Source organism: Acinetobacter sp. CY79 (assembly GCF_059515845.1).
Map to the genome: position 1 here is coordinate 70,140 of NZ_JCAKMY010000002.1, position 17,090 is coordinate 87,229.

General features: G+C 37.8%; 16 protein-coding genes and 3 tRNA genes. 12 read left to right on the forward strand and 7 right to left on the reverse strand.

What is annotated here, in order from left to right:
• The first annotated feature begins 187 nt into the window (after positions 1–187).
• The 8 genes from fis to AC5YCE_RS01255 all read left to right on the forward strand — a co-directional run bounded on the left by fis (position 188) and on the right by AC5YCE_RS01255 (position 8,875).
• Positions 188–457 (forward strand): DNA-binding transcriptional regulator Fis, encoded by a 270-nt coding sequence (gene fis / locus AC5YCE_RS01220; protein ID WP_001086304.1) that lies wholly within the window; start codon positions 188–190, stop codon positions 455–457.
• A gap of 93 nt (positions 458–550) precedes the next feature.
• Complete coding sequence (gene purH / locus AC5YCE_RS01225) at positions 551–2,125, forward strand: bifunctional phosphoribosylaminoimidazolecarboxamide formyltransferase/IMP cyclohydrolase (protein WP_496170559.1); 1,575 nt, start codon at positions 551–553, stop codon at positions 2,123–2,125.
• Between the two features lie 129 nt (positions 2,126–2,254).
• Positions 2,255–3,538 (forward strand): phosphoribosylamine--glycine ligase, encoded by a 1,284-nt coding sequence (gene purD, locus AC5YCE_RS01230; RefSeq protein WP_496170561.1) that lies wholly within the window; start codon positions 2,255–2,257, stop codon positions 3,536–3,538.
• A 335-nt stretch (positions 3,539–3,873) separates the two neighbouring features.
• A complete protein-coding gene (locus tag AC5YCE_RS01235; RefSeq protein WP_496170563.1) occupies positions 3,874–4,749 on the forward strand; it encodes a MetQ/NlpA family ABC transporter substrate-binding protein in 876 nt (291 codons plus the stop codon).
• Between the two features lie 727 nt (positions 4,750–5,476).
• Entirely contained in the window at positions 5,477–6,352 is an 876-nt protein-coding gene (locus AC5YCE_RS01240; RefSeq protein ID WP_496125718.1) for a MetQ/NlpA family ABC transporter substrate-binding protein, read from the forward strand.
• A 73-nt stretch (positions 6,353–6,425) separates the two neighbouring features.
• Complete coding sequence (locus AC5YCE_RS01245; RefSeq protein ID WP_496170566.1) at positions 6,426–7,451, forward strand: methionine ABC transporter ATP-binding protein; 1,026 nt, start codon at positions 6,426–6,428, stop codon at positions 7,449–7,451.
• Positions 7,448–8,143 carry a methionine ABC transporter permease gene (locus tag AC5YCE_RS01250; RefSeq protein WP_496125716.1) on the forward strand — a complete coding sequence of 232 codons (696 nt, stop codon included), beginning with the start codon at positions 7,448–7,450 and terminating at the stop codon, positions 8,141–8,143. The genes AC5YCE_RS01245 and AC5YCE_RS01250 overlap by 4 nt, the downstream gene beginning before the upstream one ends.
• A 111-nt stretch (positions 8,144–8,254) precedes the next feature.
• The gene (locus tag AC5YCE_RS01255) at positions 8,255–8,875 is read left to right on the forward strand and encodes a hypothetical protein (protein ID WP_496170567.1); all 621 of its coding nucleotides are present in this window, start codon (positions 8,255–8,257) and stop codon (positions 8,873–8,875) included.
• A gap of 62 nt (positions 8,876–8,937) precedes the next feature.
• Here the strand turns inward: AC5YCE_RS01255 and AC5YCE_RS01260 are convergent, their stop codons facing one another.
• Positions 8,938–9,351, reverse strand: coding sequence for a DUF4951 domain-containing protein (locus tag AC5YCE_RS01260; RefSeq protein WP_496170569.1), 414 nt, complete (start codon positions 9,349–9,351; stop codon positions 8,938–8,940).
• Positions 9,352–9,538: 187 nt separating this feature from the next.
• Between AC5YCE_RS01260 and gloB the strand changes: the two genes are divergently transcribed.
• Together gloB and AC5YCE_RS01270 are read left to right on the forward strand one after the other, a co-directional pair.
• Complete coding sequence (gene gloB, locus AC5YCE_RS01265; protein WP_496170571.1) at positions 9,539–10,270, forward strand: hydroxyacylglutathione hydrolase; 732 nt, start codon at positions 9,539–9,541, stop codon at positions 10,268–10,270.
• A 387-nt stretch (positions 10,271–10,657) separates the two neighbouring features.
• Positions 10,658–10,861, forward strand: a complete 204-nt coding sequence (locus tag AC5YCE_RS01270; RefSeq protein ID WP_496125712.1) for a hypothetical protein — start codon at positions 10,658–10,660, stop codon at positions 10,859–10,861.
• A gap of 337 nt (positions 10,862–11,198) precedes the next feature.
• On the opposite strand, the gene AC5YCE_RS01275 is transcribed toward AC5YCE_RS01270, so the two are convergent.
• The 5 genes from AC5YCE_RS01275 to AC5YCE_RS01295 form a co-directional block, all read right to left on the reverse strand.
• Positions 11,199–11,283, reverse strand: a tRNA-Leu gene (locus tag AC5YCE_RS01275).
• A 33-nt stretch (positions 11,284–11,316) separates the two neighbouring features.
• A tRNA-Trp gene (locus tag AC5YCE_RS01280) sits at positions 11,317–11,390 on the reverse strand.
• 38 nt (positions 11,391–11,428) lie between these two features.
• Positions 11,429–11,513, reverse strand: a tRNA-Leu gene (locus AC5YCE_RS01285).
• Positions 11,514–11,621: 108 nt separating this feature from the next.
• On the reverse strand, positions 11,622–12,293 hold the full coding sequence (locus AC5YCE_RS01290; protein WP_496170573.1) for a protein kinase domain-containing protein: 672 nt from the start codon (positions 12,291–12,293) through the stop codon (positions 11,622–11,624).
• 88 nt (positions 12,294–12,381) lie between these two features.
• Positions 12,382–13,923 carry a DUF3336 domain-containing protein gene (locus tag AC5YCE_RS01295; protein ID WP_496170575.1) on the reverse strand — a complete coding sequence of 514 codons (1,542 nt, stop codon included), beginning with the start codon at positions 13,921–13,923 and terminating at the stop codon, positions 12,382–12,384.
• Between the two features lie 202 nt (positions 13,924–14,125).
• Here AC5YCE_RS01295 and AC5YCE_RS01300 point away from each other — a divergent pair, with 202 nt between their 5' ends.
• Positions 14,126–15,004 carry an ATP-binding protein gene (locus AC5YCE_RS01300; RefSeq protein WP_496170577.1) on the forward strand — a complete coding sequence of 293 codons (879 nt, stop codon included), beginning with the start codon at positions 14,126–14,128 and terminating at the stop codon, positions 15,002–15,004.
• A gap of 55 nt (positions 15,005–15,059) precedes the next feature.
• Here AC5YCE_RS01300 and AC5YCE_RS01305 read toward each other — a convergent pair whose 3' ends face one another.
• The gene (locus AC5YCE_RS01305) at positions 15,060–16,370 is read right to left on the reverse strand and encodes an esterase-like activity of phytase family protein (protein WP_496170579.1); all 1,311 of its coding nucleotides are present in this window, start codon (positions 16,368–16,370) and stop codon (positions 15,060–15,062) included.
• A 128-nt stretch (positions 16,371–16,498) separates the two neighbouring features.
• Here AC5YCE_RS01305 and AC5YCE_RS01310 point away from each other — a divergent pair, with 128 nt between their 5' ends.
• Positions 16,499–17,047, forward strand: coding sequence for a DUF4385 domain-containing protein (locus AC5YCE_RS01310; protein WP_496125707.1), 549 nt, complete (start codon positions 16,499–16,501; stop codon positions 17,045–17,047).
• The last annotated feature ends 43 nt before the right edge of the window (positions 17,048–17,090 follow it).

The following is a 17,090-nucleotide window of genomic DNA, read 5'->3' on the forward strand; positions in this document are numbered from 1 at the left end:
GAATATAGCCAGTAACAAATATTAAAGTATTGTTACGGTTAAATTTCGCGCAATTGTTATTTATATGGCAAGCTAAAGTTCTTGTTTTAGAGCCATCCGTTTTAGGATCTAGAACGGGGCTCGTTTTTTACTTTGACCACATTTTATCACTTCACCCAAGTGATTATTGATTTTCGGATTATCTCGCATGAATAGCAAATCTCCTATTTTTACTGCACAATCTGATGTCGCTCTTCGTATTCACGTAGATCGCGCAGTTCGCCATTATTTTGCACAGTTGCAAGGTGAGCAGCCATCTCAGGTTTATGACATGGTGCTAGCAGAAATGGAGAAACCTCTTTTATCTGTAGTATTAGAATACACACGTGGTAATCAGACGCGTGCTGCCGAGATCCTCGGATTAAACCGTGGTACTTTACGTAAAAAGTTGAAAGCTCACGGTTTAATGAGTGAATAAATGATAAAATGCTTGCGATTTCGCAGGCATTTTTTTTAACTTGCATTTCGCAAATTTGTTTTAATCTGTTTCTATAAGACTGTGACGAAGATCATGACTATTAAGCGCGCTTTAATCTCTGTTTCTGACAAAACTGGTATTGTTGAATTTGCACAACAACTTGTTGCTCTAGGGGTAGAAATTTTATCAACTGGCGGTACATATAAATTGTTGAAAGACAATAGTGTCGCTGTTGTTGAAGTTTCAGAGCATACAGGTTTCCCAGAGATGATGGACGGTCGTGTTAAAACACTACATCCGAAAATTCATGGTGGTATTTTAGCTCGTCGTGGTTTAGACGAAGCTGTAATGGCTGAACACAACATCGATGCGATCGACTTGGTTGTGGTTAACCTATATCCATTCGCAGCGACTGTCGCTAAACCAAATTGTTCACTGGCTGATGCAATTGAAAATATTGACATCGGTGGTCCAACGATGGTTCGTGCTGCGGCAAAAAACCATGCATCTGTGGGTATTATTGTTAACGCATCTGATTATGATACTGTTGTTGCTGAATTAAAGGCTGAAGGCAGCTTATCTCATGCAACTCGTTTCGATCTAGCAGTTAAAGCATTTGAACATACTGCACAATACGACGGCATGATCGCCTCTTACTTAGGCGCACGCGTTGGTAAGGAAGAAGGTCAAGCAGACAAATTTGCACGTACGTTCAATACGCAATTAAATAAAGCGCAAGATTTACGTTACGGTGAAAACCCACATCAATCTGCTGCATTCTATGTTGACTCTGCTGCAACTGAAGCATCTGTTTCAACGGCACAACAGTTACAAGGTAAAGAACTCTCTTATAACAACATTGCAGACACTGACGCAGCGCTTGAATGTGTTAAATCATTCGCTAAACCTGCTTGTGTCATTGTAAAACACGCAAACCCATGTGGCGTTGCAGTATCTTTAGACGGTATTAAAGCTGCATATGATTTAGCTTATGCCACAGATCCTGAATCTGCATTCGGAGGCATCATTGCATTTAACCGTGAATTAGACGTTGCAACAGCTCAAGCAATTGTTGATCGTCAATTTGTGGAAGTAATCATTGCTCCAAGTGTTGCTGAAGGCGTGCTTGAAATCACTGGTGCGAAGAAAAACGTACGCGTATTGGTATGTGGCGAATTACCAGCAATTGATGAACGTACTGCACAACTTGACTATAAACGCGTCAATGGCGGGTTATTAGTACAAGATCAAGACTTAGGCATGATTACTAAAGATGATCTTAAAGTTGTGACTAAACGTGCGCCAACTGAACAAGAAATTGACGACATGATTTTTGCTTGGAAAGTCGCGAAATACGTGAAATCAAATGCGATTGTATATGCTAAAAACCGTCAAACCATTGGTGTGGGCGCTGGTCAAATGAGCCGTGTTAACTCTGCTCGTATTGCTGCGATTAAAGCTGAACATGCAGGACTCGTTGTTGAAGGTGCAGTTATGGCATCTGACGCATTCTTCCCATTCCGTGATGGTATTGATAACGCTGCCAAAGCAGGGATCAAATGTATTATTCAACCGGGTGGTTCTATGCGTGATGAAGAAACAATTGCAGCAGCGGATGAAGCTGGTATTGCAATGGTGTTCACAGGTATGCGTCACTTCCGTCACTAATTGATGGTGAGTTTTGTAATGACAATGTCATTTACATTAAAGCACATAGATTTTTAATCTGACATAAAGTCCTCTCCTATTTTTAGGCTGAGGACTTTATGTCATTTTCGATTCATGGAGTATGAACCGATGAATATTTTAGTTTTGGGTAATGGCGGTCGTGAACATGCGTTGGCATGGAAAATCGCACAAGATGAAAAAGTAGCTAAAGTTTTTGTCGCACCAGGTAACGCAGGCACTGCAACTGAAAACAAATGTGAAAACGTCAATTTAAGCATTTTAGACAATGCTGCAATTATCGACTTTGCAAAAAACAATGCGGTTGAACTTGTGATCGTTGGTCCAGAAGCACCACTTGTAAATGGTGTAGTTGATGCTTGTCGTGAGGCGGGCGTTAAAGTTTGGGGCCCGACACAATATGCGGCTCAGCTTGAAGGCTCTAAAGCATTTGCAAAGCATTTCTTAAAACGCCATAACATTCCAACTGCTTTCTATGACGTATTTACAGAAGTCGATGCGGCAAAAGCTTTTGTCGAAAAAAATGGTGCGCCAATTGTGATCAAGGCTGATGGTCTTGCTGCGGGTAAAGGCGTGATCGTTGCCATGACCAATCAAGAAGCATATGACGCAATTGATGACATGCTTGCAGGCAACAAATTTGGTGATGCAGGTTCTCGTGTTGTGATCGAAGAGTTCCTTGCAGGTGAAGAAGCTTCTTTCATTTGTATGATTGATGGCGACAACATTTTACCAATGGCAACTTCACAAGATCACAAACGTATCTTTGAAGGTGACCAAGGTCCAAACACGGGTGGTATGGGTGCTTACTCTCCTGCTCCTGTTGTAACTTCAGAAGTGTTTGAAAAAGCCATGAATGAAGTAATGCGTCCAACTGTTGAAGGCATGAAAAAAGACGGTCATGTTTACACAGGTTTCTTGTATGCAGGTTTGATGATTGATGAACAAGGTCAACCTAAAGTGATCGAATTCAACTGTCGTTTTGGTGACCCTGAAACTCAACCCATCATGATGCGTTTAAAATCATCTTTAGTTGAATTAGTTGAAGCTGGTATTGCGGGTAACTTACCTGCGGAAGCAGAGTGGGATGAACGCAAAACGGTTGGTATCGTACTTGCGTCACGTGGCTACCCTGAAACTTCAAGCAATGGCGATGTCATTACAGGTCTAGACACGATCATGACCGATGCGAAAGTATTCCATGCAGGGACTAAAGCACTTGAGAATGGTGATATCGTAACTGCGGGTGGTCGTGTGTTATGTGTAACTGCACTTGGCGGTACGATTGGCGAAGCTCAAGCAAAAGCTTTAGAGCTTTGTGAAAAAGTAACGTTTGATGGTGTTCAATACCGTAAAGATATTGGTTACCGTGCCATTGCGCGTGAAAATGCTTAATCTGTATTTTAATTAAGAAAAACCCCGCTGAATGCGGGGTTCTTTATGTGCCTTTACATGCTCTATTTAATTTCGATTTTAATGATGATTAATCCACTGGATATTTATCATCTGAATACTCATTGTAGTTAAGCAACAACCCACATAATTGCTATAAATCTGCAATCAATCCCAATAATCATGTGATAGCGCATTCACATCAAAGATGTTCCCAATCTTGTGATAGCTTATTTCAAACTTTATATAGTGAAAATAAAACTATAGAAACAGCAAAAACATCGTTACTCTTCTAATAAGGAATCAACATATAAAAAACCCAATACACTGGATCTCTTATGAAAAAAATTCTCCTTTTCAGTTTAGCACTATTTACTATACTGCTTTCAGCTTGCTCAAAGCCTAAATCAAACGAACATGAAACAGCGAATACCAATACTTCAGCGGAACTTCGTACCATTCGCCTTGTTTCAACAGGATCAGATACTGATATTTGGAATTATATCGCTGGATTGCCTGAAACCAAAGAAGCCGGTATTAAGCTTGAAGTTAAAAATTTAACCGACTATGTATTACTCAATACAACAGTGGCTAGCGGTGAACAGGATGTCAATGCATTCCAATCATTTAACTATTTGGCTGCGTACAATGCTGCCAATAAAGATAAAATTGCTGCTGTTGCAACCACGTATTTAGAGCCAATGGGTATTTATACCAATAACATTAAGACTGTTTCAGCGTTCCCACAAGGTGCAACTATTGCTATTCCGAACGATACAGCCAATGAAGCACGTGCTTTATCGCTTCTACAAACTGCGGGCTTAATCAAGCTAAAAGATGATTTTGATGTCGCTAAAGGTAGCGTCAATGACGTGATTGAAAATAAGAAAGATATCCAACTCAAACCCATTCAAATGACAACTGCGATTCGTGTCAAAAAAGATGTCGATGCGGTTGTATTAGGCAATACCCTTGCGCTTGAAGGTGGTCTAAACGTATTAAAAGATTCTATATTCCATGAACCTGTAGATAAAACTACAACCTTGTATGTCAATTTATTAGGTGTAGCTGAAAAAAATAAAAATGATCCAATTTATGCAAAATTGGGAGAACTTTATCATTTGGCTAAAGTACAAACTTTTTTATCTGAGAAATTTGATGGCACTAAATTTCAGGTAAACCGTCCAATCAGTGAGTTTGCAGACATTAAGTAAGACTGTTCCACCCGAGTTCTGAATATCAACCTAGGTGATAAAATAGAATAGCGATTGTCATCACTGAGGTTGTGCAATTAAGTCTTATTTTTAGATCTAATTAACTTTCATAAAAACAGACGATAAGATCAAAATGAAAAAAATAATTACTAAAATACATCCATTTGGACCTTGAACACTCAGCTGATTGCATCGCTATGAACTTCGACTCATAAATTTTTACACCTTACATTCGATATGCTGAGAATCGAATCAGCGCATAGATCATATTTCATAAGTTAGTGAAACTAGCTTGTCCGAGATTAATTTAAACTTTGATCAATTTCGATATATATTATTTATATTCAATAAAATATTATATCAAGTCAAAAGCAGAAATATAAAAACTTAAACAATCAATATAAGCTTTTGTAATATCTAGGTAATTTAAATAAAAATACAAACCTTAATCATATTATTAGATAAAAAACTTAATTGTTTACACTATATCAGATAACAATTTACTGATAAGATAAATTCAAATCCACAAGCAAATATCGACATATTATTTCTACAATAATCGCTTTTAATCTTAGGGTTTTAAAGAAAGAAATAACATCCTGTCATTTGCATAATACAGCAATACTTTGAGTCTTTTGAGTGTATTTAGCGTAAATGCATACTATGCAACACTCATTATACTCACTCAAATTTAGAGTAAATATTTCATTTACTCTAGGGAACATTTATGAAAAAGATCATTGGTCTTGTATTGGGATTAAGCGTAGCTATCGCAGGTTGTTCTAAACAAGAAACTCCTGCTCCTGAAGCTAAAGCTAAACCAACAGATACAGCAGCAGTTCAAACCGTAACTATCGCGTCAACCGGTTCAGATGCTGACACATGGCGTCACATCGCGTCTTTACCTGAAACCAAAGAAGCCGGTTTAAAGCTTGAAATTAAAAACTTTACTGACTATGTTGCGATGAACACAGCTGTAGCCAATAAAGAAATTGATGTGAATGCTTTCCAATCTTATGCTTATTTGGTTGCTTTCAATGAATCTAATCAAGATAAGATTGCGCCATTATCGACTACCTATTTAGAGCCAATGGGTATCTACTCGAGCAAAGTTAAAAAACTGGAAGAGTTTAAACAAGGCGCAACGATTGCAATCCCAAATGACGGTGCAAACGAATCTCGCGCATTATTGTTATTACAATCAGCAGGCTTAGTAAAGCTTAAAGCTGACTTTGACAATGTAAAAGGCACAACGGCTGATGTAAGCGAAAATGCGAAACAAATCGTGATTAAACCGATTCAGATGGCAACTGCTGTACGTGTGAAAGATGAAGTTGATGCAATTGTTTTAGGGAATACGTTGGCCATGGAAGGTGGTTTGAACGTATTGAAAGATGCGATCTACTACGAACCAATCGATCAAAGCACAAAAATGAATGTGAACATTCTTGCAACCGCTGCTGATCGTCAAAATGATCCAGTTTTACAAAAAGTAGGTGCGTTGTACCATACTGAAGCGGTAAAACAGTTCGTTCAAGAAAAATTCGCAGGTACAAAAGTTGATGTAAACAAACCGATTAGCTACCTCACTGAATCAAAATAGTAATATACTTCTATTCAATAAACAGGCAAATTAACTTTGCCTGTTTTTCATTTTATATATAGTGCTTGACGATATGATCGAATTTAAAAATATTTCAAAACACTATCAACTCAAAGGTCAAACTATACGCGCGTTGGATCAGATTAATTTATCGATTCCTCACGGCAGTATTTTTGGCATTATTGGGTATAGTGGTGCAGGTAAAAGTACGCTAATTCGCTTGATTAATTTATTGGAAAGACCCAATGAAGGTCAGGTGATGATTAATCAAAAAGACTTTACTGTATTGGATGCTCGTTCGCTCCGTCAAGAACGCGCCAATATTGGCATGATTTTTCAGCACTTCAATTTACTGCAAACCAAAACAGTTGCTGCAAATATTGAGATGCCGCTTAAGCTCTTAGGTTTTAGTAAAGCTGAACGTGAAAAACGCTTAAATGAATTACTCGAATTTATTGATCTCAAACATAAAAAAGATGCCTTCCCTGATGAGCTTTCAGGTGGTCAGAAACAACGTGTCGGTATTGCACGCGCCCTTGCCAATCATCCTAAAATTTTACTGTGTGATGAAGCAACCAGTGCGCTTGACCCACAAACGACCAAGTCTGTGCTCGAATTACTCAAAAAAATTAATAAAGAGCAAGGAATTACCATTGTCATGGTGACGCATGAAATGGATGTGATTGAATCGGTTTGTGACTATGTCGCTGTGATGGAACAAGGGAAAGTCATTGAAACAGGTTCGACTTTAGAAATTTTCAGCCAACCTCAACATCCGACCACGAAAACATTTATACAGACCGTTTTACAACAACAGCTTCCTGTCAAAATTTTGAATAATTTAGAAAATCAAAATCACCACAGTATTTATAGCCTACAGTTTTTAGGTACGTCAGCTCAAGAAACCGTTGTACAAGCGGCAATTAAGCAGTTCGATATCAGCTTGAATATCTTATTTGCCAATATGACCGAGATTCACGGTGCTGTGATTGGTCAGATGTTTGTTCAACTGTTAGGTGATGCAGAGACTATTCAACAAACTATTCAATTTTTTGAACAGCATGGTGTCAAAGTTGAACAATCAGGAGTTTCAGAATGAGAGATTTGATTGTTCAATGGTTAACTGAAATCACAGCGCCATTTTGGAAAAGTTCACTTTCAATCGACCAGTTTGTCACTGCACTGCAAGAAACCTTCCACATGGTTTTCTTTGCGATGATTTTTGGTACGATCTGGGGATTTATTCAAGGGATTACTTTAGTGGTAACACGTAACGGAGGGATTTTACCCAATCGAGCGATTTACCATGGCTTAAACCCCATTGTGAATGCGCTTCGATCACTCCCCTTCATTATCTTACTGATTGCAGTATTACCTTTGACAAAACTGCTTGTGGGTACATCGATTGGTACATGGGCTGCGATTGTTCCGTTGACGATTTATGTCGGCCCTTATATTGGTCGTTTGGTTGAAACATCGCTGCTAGAAGTCAATGAAGGCATTGTGGAGTCTGCTCAAGCGATGGGGGCCTCTCCGCTTCAAATCGTATTTAAGTTTATCTTGCCTGAAGCACGTAGCTCACTGATTCTCAACCTGACTACTGCCACTATTAGCTTAATTGGCGCAACGGCAATGGCCGGTGCTGTCGGTGCTGGGGGCATTGGTGACTTGGCGATTTCTTATGGTTACCAGCGCTTTGATACCAGTGTGGTAATCTTAACTGTGGTTGTATTACTGATCTTAGTACAGCTCGTACAAATGATCGGTGAACGCTTAGCAAAAATGCGATGAAATGAAGCTCTCAGTTGAGGGCTTTTATTTTATTGGCGATCTTATTTTTATCGTTTGCATTTCGCATTTGAAATGTTTAGTGTGCTTGAAAAATCTAAACCCGATAAAAAAATGAAAATTATCACATCCTCAGTTATCGCATTCACCTTAATTTTACCAACATATTCTTTTGCTAAAACCACGATGGACTATGTGACCTCGGTTCAAGTGAATAGTATCGAACTTAGCAAGCCTGTATCCGCCAATCAAGTGGATAAAATATTTGGTAAAACGATTCAAAAAATATCAAAAGAGTACTCCGAATGTACAGCCAACCATGAATATTCAACGGCGTTTAACCATCATAAGCAGCTCAAATTCGAAATATTTGCAGAAGACAATCCGCAAATCAAATCGGATGAATACTACAAAACAAAAAATAATTTCCAGCAACTCAGCACAACCAAAGGTCGTGTCTGGCTTAGTTGGAGCAATGCTACCCACTTAACCGAGCAACTCAAATTAAATCAAAAAACAATCGATGCAAAATATACCTTAGCCCAATTCAAAAAAGACTTTCCAATCTCTGCTAACAATAAAAACAATATTGTTTTGATACTCAATGCTTCCGAGGCAAAACATTACCTCAAAAATCCAACAGATTTTGATGCTGCTTATACGTCAGCTTTGTATTTTAAATTTCAGAATGGCAAATTAGCCAGCCTTGAGATCAATCAAGGTATTGCCTGCTAATTTAATAGGAATGAGCCTTTAAGCTTGCTACATTTAAAGGCTATTCATATTTTTTAAATGGCTTAATCCACCCAAAGATCAGCGATCTTTTTCATTAAATCCGCTCGAAATGGCGCTGTTGGATTGCATGGATTGCGTTTCACTTCATTCTCATAGAACGCTTGCCACTCTTTCACCATTGGCAACGTCACACCTTTGTCTTTAAAACCTTGGATATCTTTTGAAGCTACATTTTCCAAACGCGCTTTTGCCCCTTCAGGTCCTGTCGCCCAACCAATCACCCCTTGACCAAAACTCGGTAGACTCATGTTATTTGGCGTTGCAGGCACTGCATTTCGTTCAATACTTTCATTCACTTTACATAATGGGTCACGCTTAAATTCGCTACTCGCCTTATTCTGCGCTGGCGAATTACTCGCACATGCAACCATCACACTTGAAGCTATCAAAATTGCTAGGATATTCCATTTTTTCATTTTCTAGATTCAACCCTATATATTTATATATTCAAAATACCCTGCTGTTAAAAAGCTGAAAAGCTCAATTTTATGCTTTTATATTTGAATGAATAAATTATGACTAGAATTTACAATTTTGCCTGCATAAATTAGGATGAAATTAGAAAATACTGTTCGATCAAGCAAGTCACCTAAGGATATGTTCATGGCTTACCAAATACACGTGATTGATGTTAAAAATGCACTTCAGAATTATATTTGGTTATTGGAAGACACTGACACCAAAGAAGCGATTGTCGTTGACCCAACTGAAGCAGATCTAGTTCATTCTTTTTGCCTAAACCATCAAATTTCACTCAAACAGATCTGGCTGACGCATTGGCATAAAGACCATATTGGCGGTGTGCCTGAACTGATTGCTGAACATCAAATACCTGTCTATGGACCTCGAGAAGAACTGTCGAAAATTCCTTTTATCAGCCATCCACTAGATAATAATGCCCAATTTCAATTTAATGGATTAGTTGTCGATGTTTTTGCAATTCCAGGTCATACGCTTGGACACATTGCATTCTTTATTGATGAGATTGATACGCTGTTTTGTGGCGACACATTGTTTGCAATGGGGTGTGGTCGCTTGTTTGAAGGCACAGCGGAACAAATGTATCAATCGCTCAATCGCTTGGCCGCCCTCCCGCCTCGAACTCAAGTCTACTGCACACATGAGTACACCCTATCCAATGGCTTGTTTGCACTCACTGTAGAGCCAGACAACAAGGCACTACAACTACGTGTAAAAGAAGTCCAAGACCTCAGAGCAGCAGGTAAAATCACACTCCCGTCTAGTATTGAACTAGAACTTGAAACCAATCCATTTCTACGGGTTGAAAATGCCGAAGAATTTAAACATATTCGAGAACGAAAAGATAATTTTTAGAACAGTATTGCTATCTAAATGAATTATTTAATTTTATTTTTCGTAAAAATTTTCATAAAATTAAACACTTGAACGTTTAGTTTAGGTGTTTATTTAAATAATCTCTCAATTTCACAATAAAATTCATTCAATCCAATCACACAAACTCATCACAAAATAAAAATATTTCCAAAAACTCAAATTTTTTTATATTTTTATAAATATTTATTTAAAACATAATCTTAACTTAAATTTACAATGCATCTTGAAACATCTTTAATATTTCAAAAATAAGAAGTGGGTATAAAATAAACAAACAAAATTATTTTTACTCATCCATCAGCATTTGCCCTTTAAAAAGTTTTTTTTCACCCCTATTTAATAAAGATCACTAAAAGGAGTTATCTAATGAAAAAGGTTGTTAAAGCAAAAAATTTAATCGCATTTCGTATTTGGTTAGAAAAATTAGGCTATTCAGTAAAAACCTTGACCGATAACCGCGGCTTTACTTTTAGCTTTAAGAAAGAATATGGTTTAGTCACGTGTGATTTATCTGGCAACAATTTGGCGATGCAATTGGGCGAAGAGTTCGAAGATCATTTAAAAGCTTAATTACTTTTCAGAAAACTGATTGAAGTTATTCTGGTAATTAAGCTCTAAATTTTCTAAATCAAATTAAAAAGACAAGTAAGACCATTCATGCCCAAGGATTTGGGCTTTTTTATGTTTTAGATTTAATCATTAAATTTCATAACCAAAAATAATCTAATATTGATGCACACAAACAGATTCAAAAAGATTTATCAATTCAACATAGTCATTCAACTGAGCGATTAATCTAGCACCTGCCCCTTTAAGTTTATAGATTAGAAATTTATAAAATATTTTTAAATTGATTTATCAAATTTTAGGCAATAAAAAAGCAAGGTATCAAACCTTGCTTTAATCATGGTGGGGACGGAGAGACTCGAACTCTCACACCTTGCGGCGCTGGAACCTAAATCCAGTGCGTCTACCAATTTCGCCACGTCCCCATTAAACACTCAAAATCTGAGGTTCATAAAACTTGGCAGAGGATCAAGGACTCGAACCTTGACGAACGGTTTTGGAGACCGTCATGCTACCATTACACCAATCCTCTATTTCACTTACTTCGGTCGTTCCACCTAGTAAATTACTTGGTGGGGACGGAGAGACTCGAACTCTCACACCTTGCGGCGCTGGAACCTAAATCCAGTGCGTCTACCAATTTCGCCACGTCCCCGATGGCTGTGTATATTATAGAGATCACCCCCACCTGACAAGCCCTTTTTATTAAAAAAATGATTGTTTGATTAAATATAAAACGATTTAACTATTCCTTGCTTTTTCTTTAAACAATATCGCTTAATTGCTGTTTTATTTGATAAAAATTTGTACAACGCAATGCTTTATTCTTATTTAAAAGTAGCTCAAACAAGCTTTCAAATTGTTTAAATTGCTCATCTAATTCAATTTTTAAGCTTTGACAGTGTAATTTTGCCCATTCCATGTAGGTTTTTGCTTGTAATTTAGTTTGTGTTAACCATTCCAACCAAATAATACCGAGTGCATAAAGATCGGTTGCATACGTTTTTGGTTCAGCATGAAATAACTCAGGTGCCATATAGCGTGGCGTAGCGGTATTTTCCAGCGAAGCTTTACGATTTAGATCTATGCATTGCTCCAGATCAATCAACACCGCGCTATTTTTAAAAGTTCTAAAATGCTCAGCTTTTAAATCACCATGGAGATAGCCAAGTTCGTGTACGTTCTCCAACACTTCAAGACTCTGTAAAAAAACTGATTTGATAGAACCCAAAGGTACACCTAATGGAGAAATACCAAATAAGGCTTGAAGATCTTGAATAATCAAAATTGAAGGAACAGCATTTTCTATTATTCGATGTTCTAATTGATTAAAGTCGATGATTTGGTGTGGCGCTAAAAGCTTTGGATTGAGCTGATAAATATTCTGATATTGATTGATCTCATTTAAAAAACTCAGTTCATGCTGTGCGCTCATATTTCTATTTTGCAATTTTATCCAATAGCTTTGGCCATCATTTGCGATTCGATACAAATGACGACCAAACTTTTGGCTTTGCTCTGAATTATGAGCTTGCTTGAGCTGAGGGAAGATTTGATCTTGAAATTTGAGGTTCAACACGTTGGCTTTTCGCTTGCAATGGTTTCAATAGGTCTAAGCAATGCTCAATGGTTTTGCCAATTCGAGCATGTGCTTCAATACTGGATATTTTAGACCATGTTGCACGCTCGCCTTCTTGTTGTAAAACTTTAAATAAATGCGGACGTGGATTTTGCAGCATGTATTGATAATGTTTATAACTAAAATTTCCAATAATATTTAAATCACCATAATAACGCTGATCGACAATACCATAACCATGATCCAGCATACGGCGCACTGTTGGCACCCGCCCCATACGATCACGGGTGAAATTCATTACATCCATTGCAATCGCCTTACCATGCGTACGTACAATACGCTGAGGCCAACTGAGTAGGTCGGTACGAAAGCGCTCTTCATCTGATTGCATGAACGGTACAATATGCGGATTGACCTGACTGGCAATGGTGTAATTGACATTATACAAGCGTGCCAACTTCTCCTGAGGGAAGTCACTTCGTACACTACCATCCACCCAGCGGATACTGGCCAAATAAGGGGTATGAACACCATCATAGCGCTTACTGGTTAAACGTACTGGTGGGAATAAGATTGGCACTGCACAGGAAGCAAGCACAGCACTCCACACCAATAAATCTGGTGCAGTATACTTATTCATAATACGCGCACCCTCTTGTGCTACGTCATAAGGCGCAACACTGATATTGATATCTAAGCCGGATTTTTCATAAGCTTCTTCAAAGGTCAGATCACCTAAATTTTCCACCAAGAACTTTTTAAGATAGCGCACATCGGCAAAGCCACCATCTCCGCGGAGTAATTCTTTGAAACTCCGAAAATGGAATGCTTCACTGTAGAAACTTTCACCTGTAAGAATCTGATCAATTTCGGCTGAATTCGATACACCGAGCATTGCTGTCATCATTGCACCTGCACTCGAACCTGAGAGCACTTTCGGCATTAAGTCCTGTTCTCGAAGCGCTTTACATACGCCTGTATGAAATAAGCCCAATGTTGCACCACCTGAAAACATCATCGCAGGCTGACCATAAGCCAGCTGACAGTTTTGGAAAAAATCGATCTTTTCTTGAATACTCAGTGAATCACACTTGTGAGATGCGATAAAAATCAGGCTTTCACTGACTTCATGAATATAATCCTCAATGATTTTTTTAGTTCCAACAAAGGTTTGTGTATAAAGCATCGGGTGACCAATATTCGCAACATCATGCGATAAGCCTTCCCTTAAAATATAAATCAAATCCACGACACGATTTTGTAGCTTGTAACGACGCAACATGTTCAAACGGCGTGAGATAATTTCAGCATCAAAATATGGAGAACTATTGTCATATTTCCATTCTTGAGAACCCGTTTCCAAGTCTAAACTCAGTGCAATATCTTTCCATTCTGCGTAAGTTTCAGCTCGATTCAGCTCTCTTTTTAATTTTTTAATACGGTAAAGTTGATGTGGATTAAGATCAGAACGGTGATTAAATGCCATTTTTAATTATTCCTTTGATTTTAATCCTGAGGATTCAAAATTTTTCTCCTCAAAACTATGCTGAATTTATGCACATTAATCAATCACCAAAATATTATTTTATTGATGATTAAATACTTTAGCTTTGTGATCAATCTTCAGTTATTGTTCGGTGAACTATGCTAGATTAAGATGGTTTTAAACAATACTTTAGCTTAAATATATGGCAACTTTAGAACTTCCAGATCACCTTATAGAGCGCCTTTCCACTGTTCTAGAACAATTACAAAATGTTCTACCAGAACCCAAGCAAGATACAGACTTCACTGCTCCTGCCTTTAAATGGCAGAACAAGCAACTCAAAGCAATTCACCAACCGAAGCAAATTCTTTTAGATGACTTGAAAGGCATTGATCGTCAAATGCAAAAAGTGTTGCAAAATACCGAGCAGTTTTTAAACGGACTGCCTGCAAATGATGTGCTACTGACAGGTTCCCGAGGAACAGGTAAGTCTTCTATTGTGCGTGCACTGTTATCAAAATATCAAAATGATGGTTTAAGACTGATTGAAATTGAACGTGATGATCTAGCGGATTTACCTGAAATTCAAAAGCTCATTCAGAATCGTCCTGAAAAATTCATCGTCTATTGTGATGATTTGGCTTTTAATGCTGAAGATGAAAATTATCGAAGTTTAAAAAGTGTTTTGGATGGTTCACTACAGTCTGGCTCAAATAATTTTATTATTTATGCCACCAGTAATCGTCGCCACTTACTGCCTGAATTCATGCATGAAAATACGCCTGTCACACGGGTGGATGTACCACAGTACACCGAATTACATCCTCAAGAAGCAATTGAAGAAAAGATCTCATTGTCTGATCGATTCGGATTATGGTTGTCCTTTTACCCGATGGATCAAAATCTGTATTTAGAGATCGTTGAACATTACTTAGCGAAACAAAATATTCCAATGACTGAATGGGTTCGTGCAGAGGCGCTACGTTGGAGTCAAAGTCGTGGGCAGCGTTCTGGTCGTGCAGCCTATCAATTTTCTAAGCATTGGATTGGCTCACAGCAATTAATTAATGCTCAAAAATAATAAATCCTCTATATTATTCAATAGGATGAGTTTAAAAACTCATCCCTTTTTTTATTTATGGATTCAATTTAATATCTGCAATAACATATAAAGTATTGCCATCAATGATTGTTTTTTGATTGTCTAAATACTTTTGCTGAATCACGCCTTGATCATCACTAAATGCATAATCATCATCATTGAGTATTGCTAAATGCTGTTGATCAATCAGCCAAAGCCCCTCTACTTTGTCATGTGGATACTTGAGTTTTTCTATCAAATCTAATACCAAAGTTTTACTGACTGGATGTATACCTTGTTGCTCTAATCCATCCCATCCATGTTGCAAAACATATTGTTCCGGAGTGAGTCCCCCGATTAGCAAACCTAATTCCTCATCCTGTTGAAATAATCCCTGCGATTGAATAGCTTCTAAATCGGTAGCATGCTGAATTTCTATTTTAAAAATGCGTTTAAATGCCTTGGGATTATCTTTATAAAAATCATCATCTCGTTCAGATACCAAAAACTGATGTTCATTCAACGCCATAATTGCGGTATTAGAATGCACTGTTTCGCTAGCCTCTTGACGATATAAGTATTGCGAAATTTTGCCTGTAACCAAATTTAGCATCAATATTCGAGTTAAATCAGCAGCATTCACCGAAGCATTTGGTAAACTCATAGCAGATTGCATAATGCCGACCAATGTGGTTTGATCAGAACTAATGTCTAACCCTTCCATACCGCGATTTTGTCGGCGTCTAGAATATTCTAGCGGTAACATATATCCACCAACTCGGCGACTATCCTGCTCATAGGCATTAATGCGGTCAATTTCAACACCTTCGGCATTAAAATGGACTAAATGTGGACCATATTCATCACTCACCCAAAAAGTTCCGTCTTTGAGTGCCACCAATGCTTCACTGTCTAAGCCATATTCATCTGTGCCTGGCACTATTCGCTGACCATTTCGATCATAGGCCGTTTCCTTATTTGCGCCAAAATGCGCATTAGGTAAGCCTGTAATATTTTTCCCCTGTGGTGTCTTTAGTAATATTTCTTTAATTTTTATAATTTTTCCGTCATGAGTAAGTTCGAAATGACCAATACGTGGACAATAACTTGGATCTAAAAACTTTTTACCGTGATCCTCATTTATATTGTAGTCGGTGTTTGGTCCACGGTCTGTTAAGGCATAAAACTGATTTGGATGTACCGGGTGTGGTGAAAGGTCTGAACCAAATCCCCCTAAGCGAAACTCGATCATTCGCTCTGGATTTGCACCATCAGTAATATCATGCACATTCATGATCTTATAATCAAAACGTACACCTTGGGCAAAGGCTTTATAATCAATAGTTGTATTCAGTGGGTTTAACATCGAATTTCATCCTTATTGGCATTATTTTTCATTTTCTCGTTTCAATACTGCTTCATTTCTAATTACAAAAGAAGACTTCTTGTCCGTTTTGTTCGCCGTATCATGGTGCTTAAACAAGGAATTTAACCATGAAAAAGAAAAATACTGCAGTGATTCCCAAACGCCTGTCTCGAGTTCACTCCAATTCGTTTAATTATGAATTGGATTTCGATCAGATTAATTTTAGGAAACGCCCTGAGCTTTATCGTATTGGTCGTGGTGAACAAGGTGTTCTATTGGTAGAACCTTATAAATCAGAAATTCTTCCCTTTTGGAAATTTGCCGATCCTGAAAAAGCAACAGAAAGTAGTGAGAAGATTTATGCATTATTTTTAGATTACTTAAATAACAATGATTTTGTCGGTGCCGATATGGCGAGAAAATTTCTTCAAATGGGCTATACCCGTGCAAGACGTTATGCAAACCATAAAGGCGGTAAGAAATATGATGGGCCCGTACCTGATGATAAAAAAGGTTTAAGCGGTGCACACGGACGAAATGAACTTCCTCGAACGTCAGAAGACCCTATTAAAGCTGAATCGGCTCGAATATTTAAGGCAAAATGGGATAAGGCAAAAATTCACCCAAAGTATATTGAATTAAAAGAAGATTTTAAAAAATTAATTCATGAAAATTGAAATTAATACAAGTGATACAAATTTTGATACTCATTTTCTATGA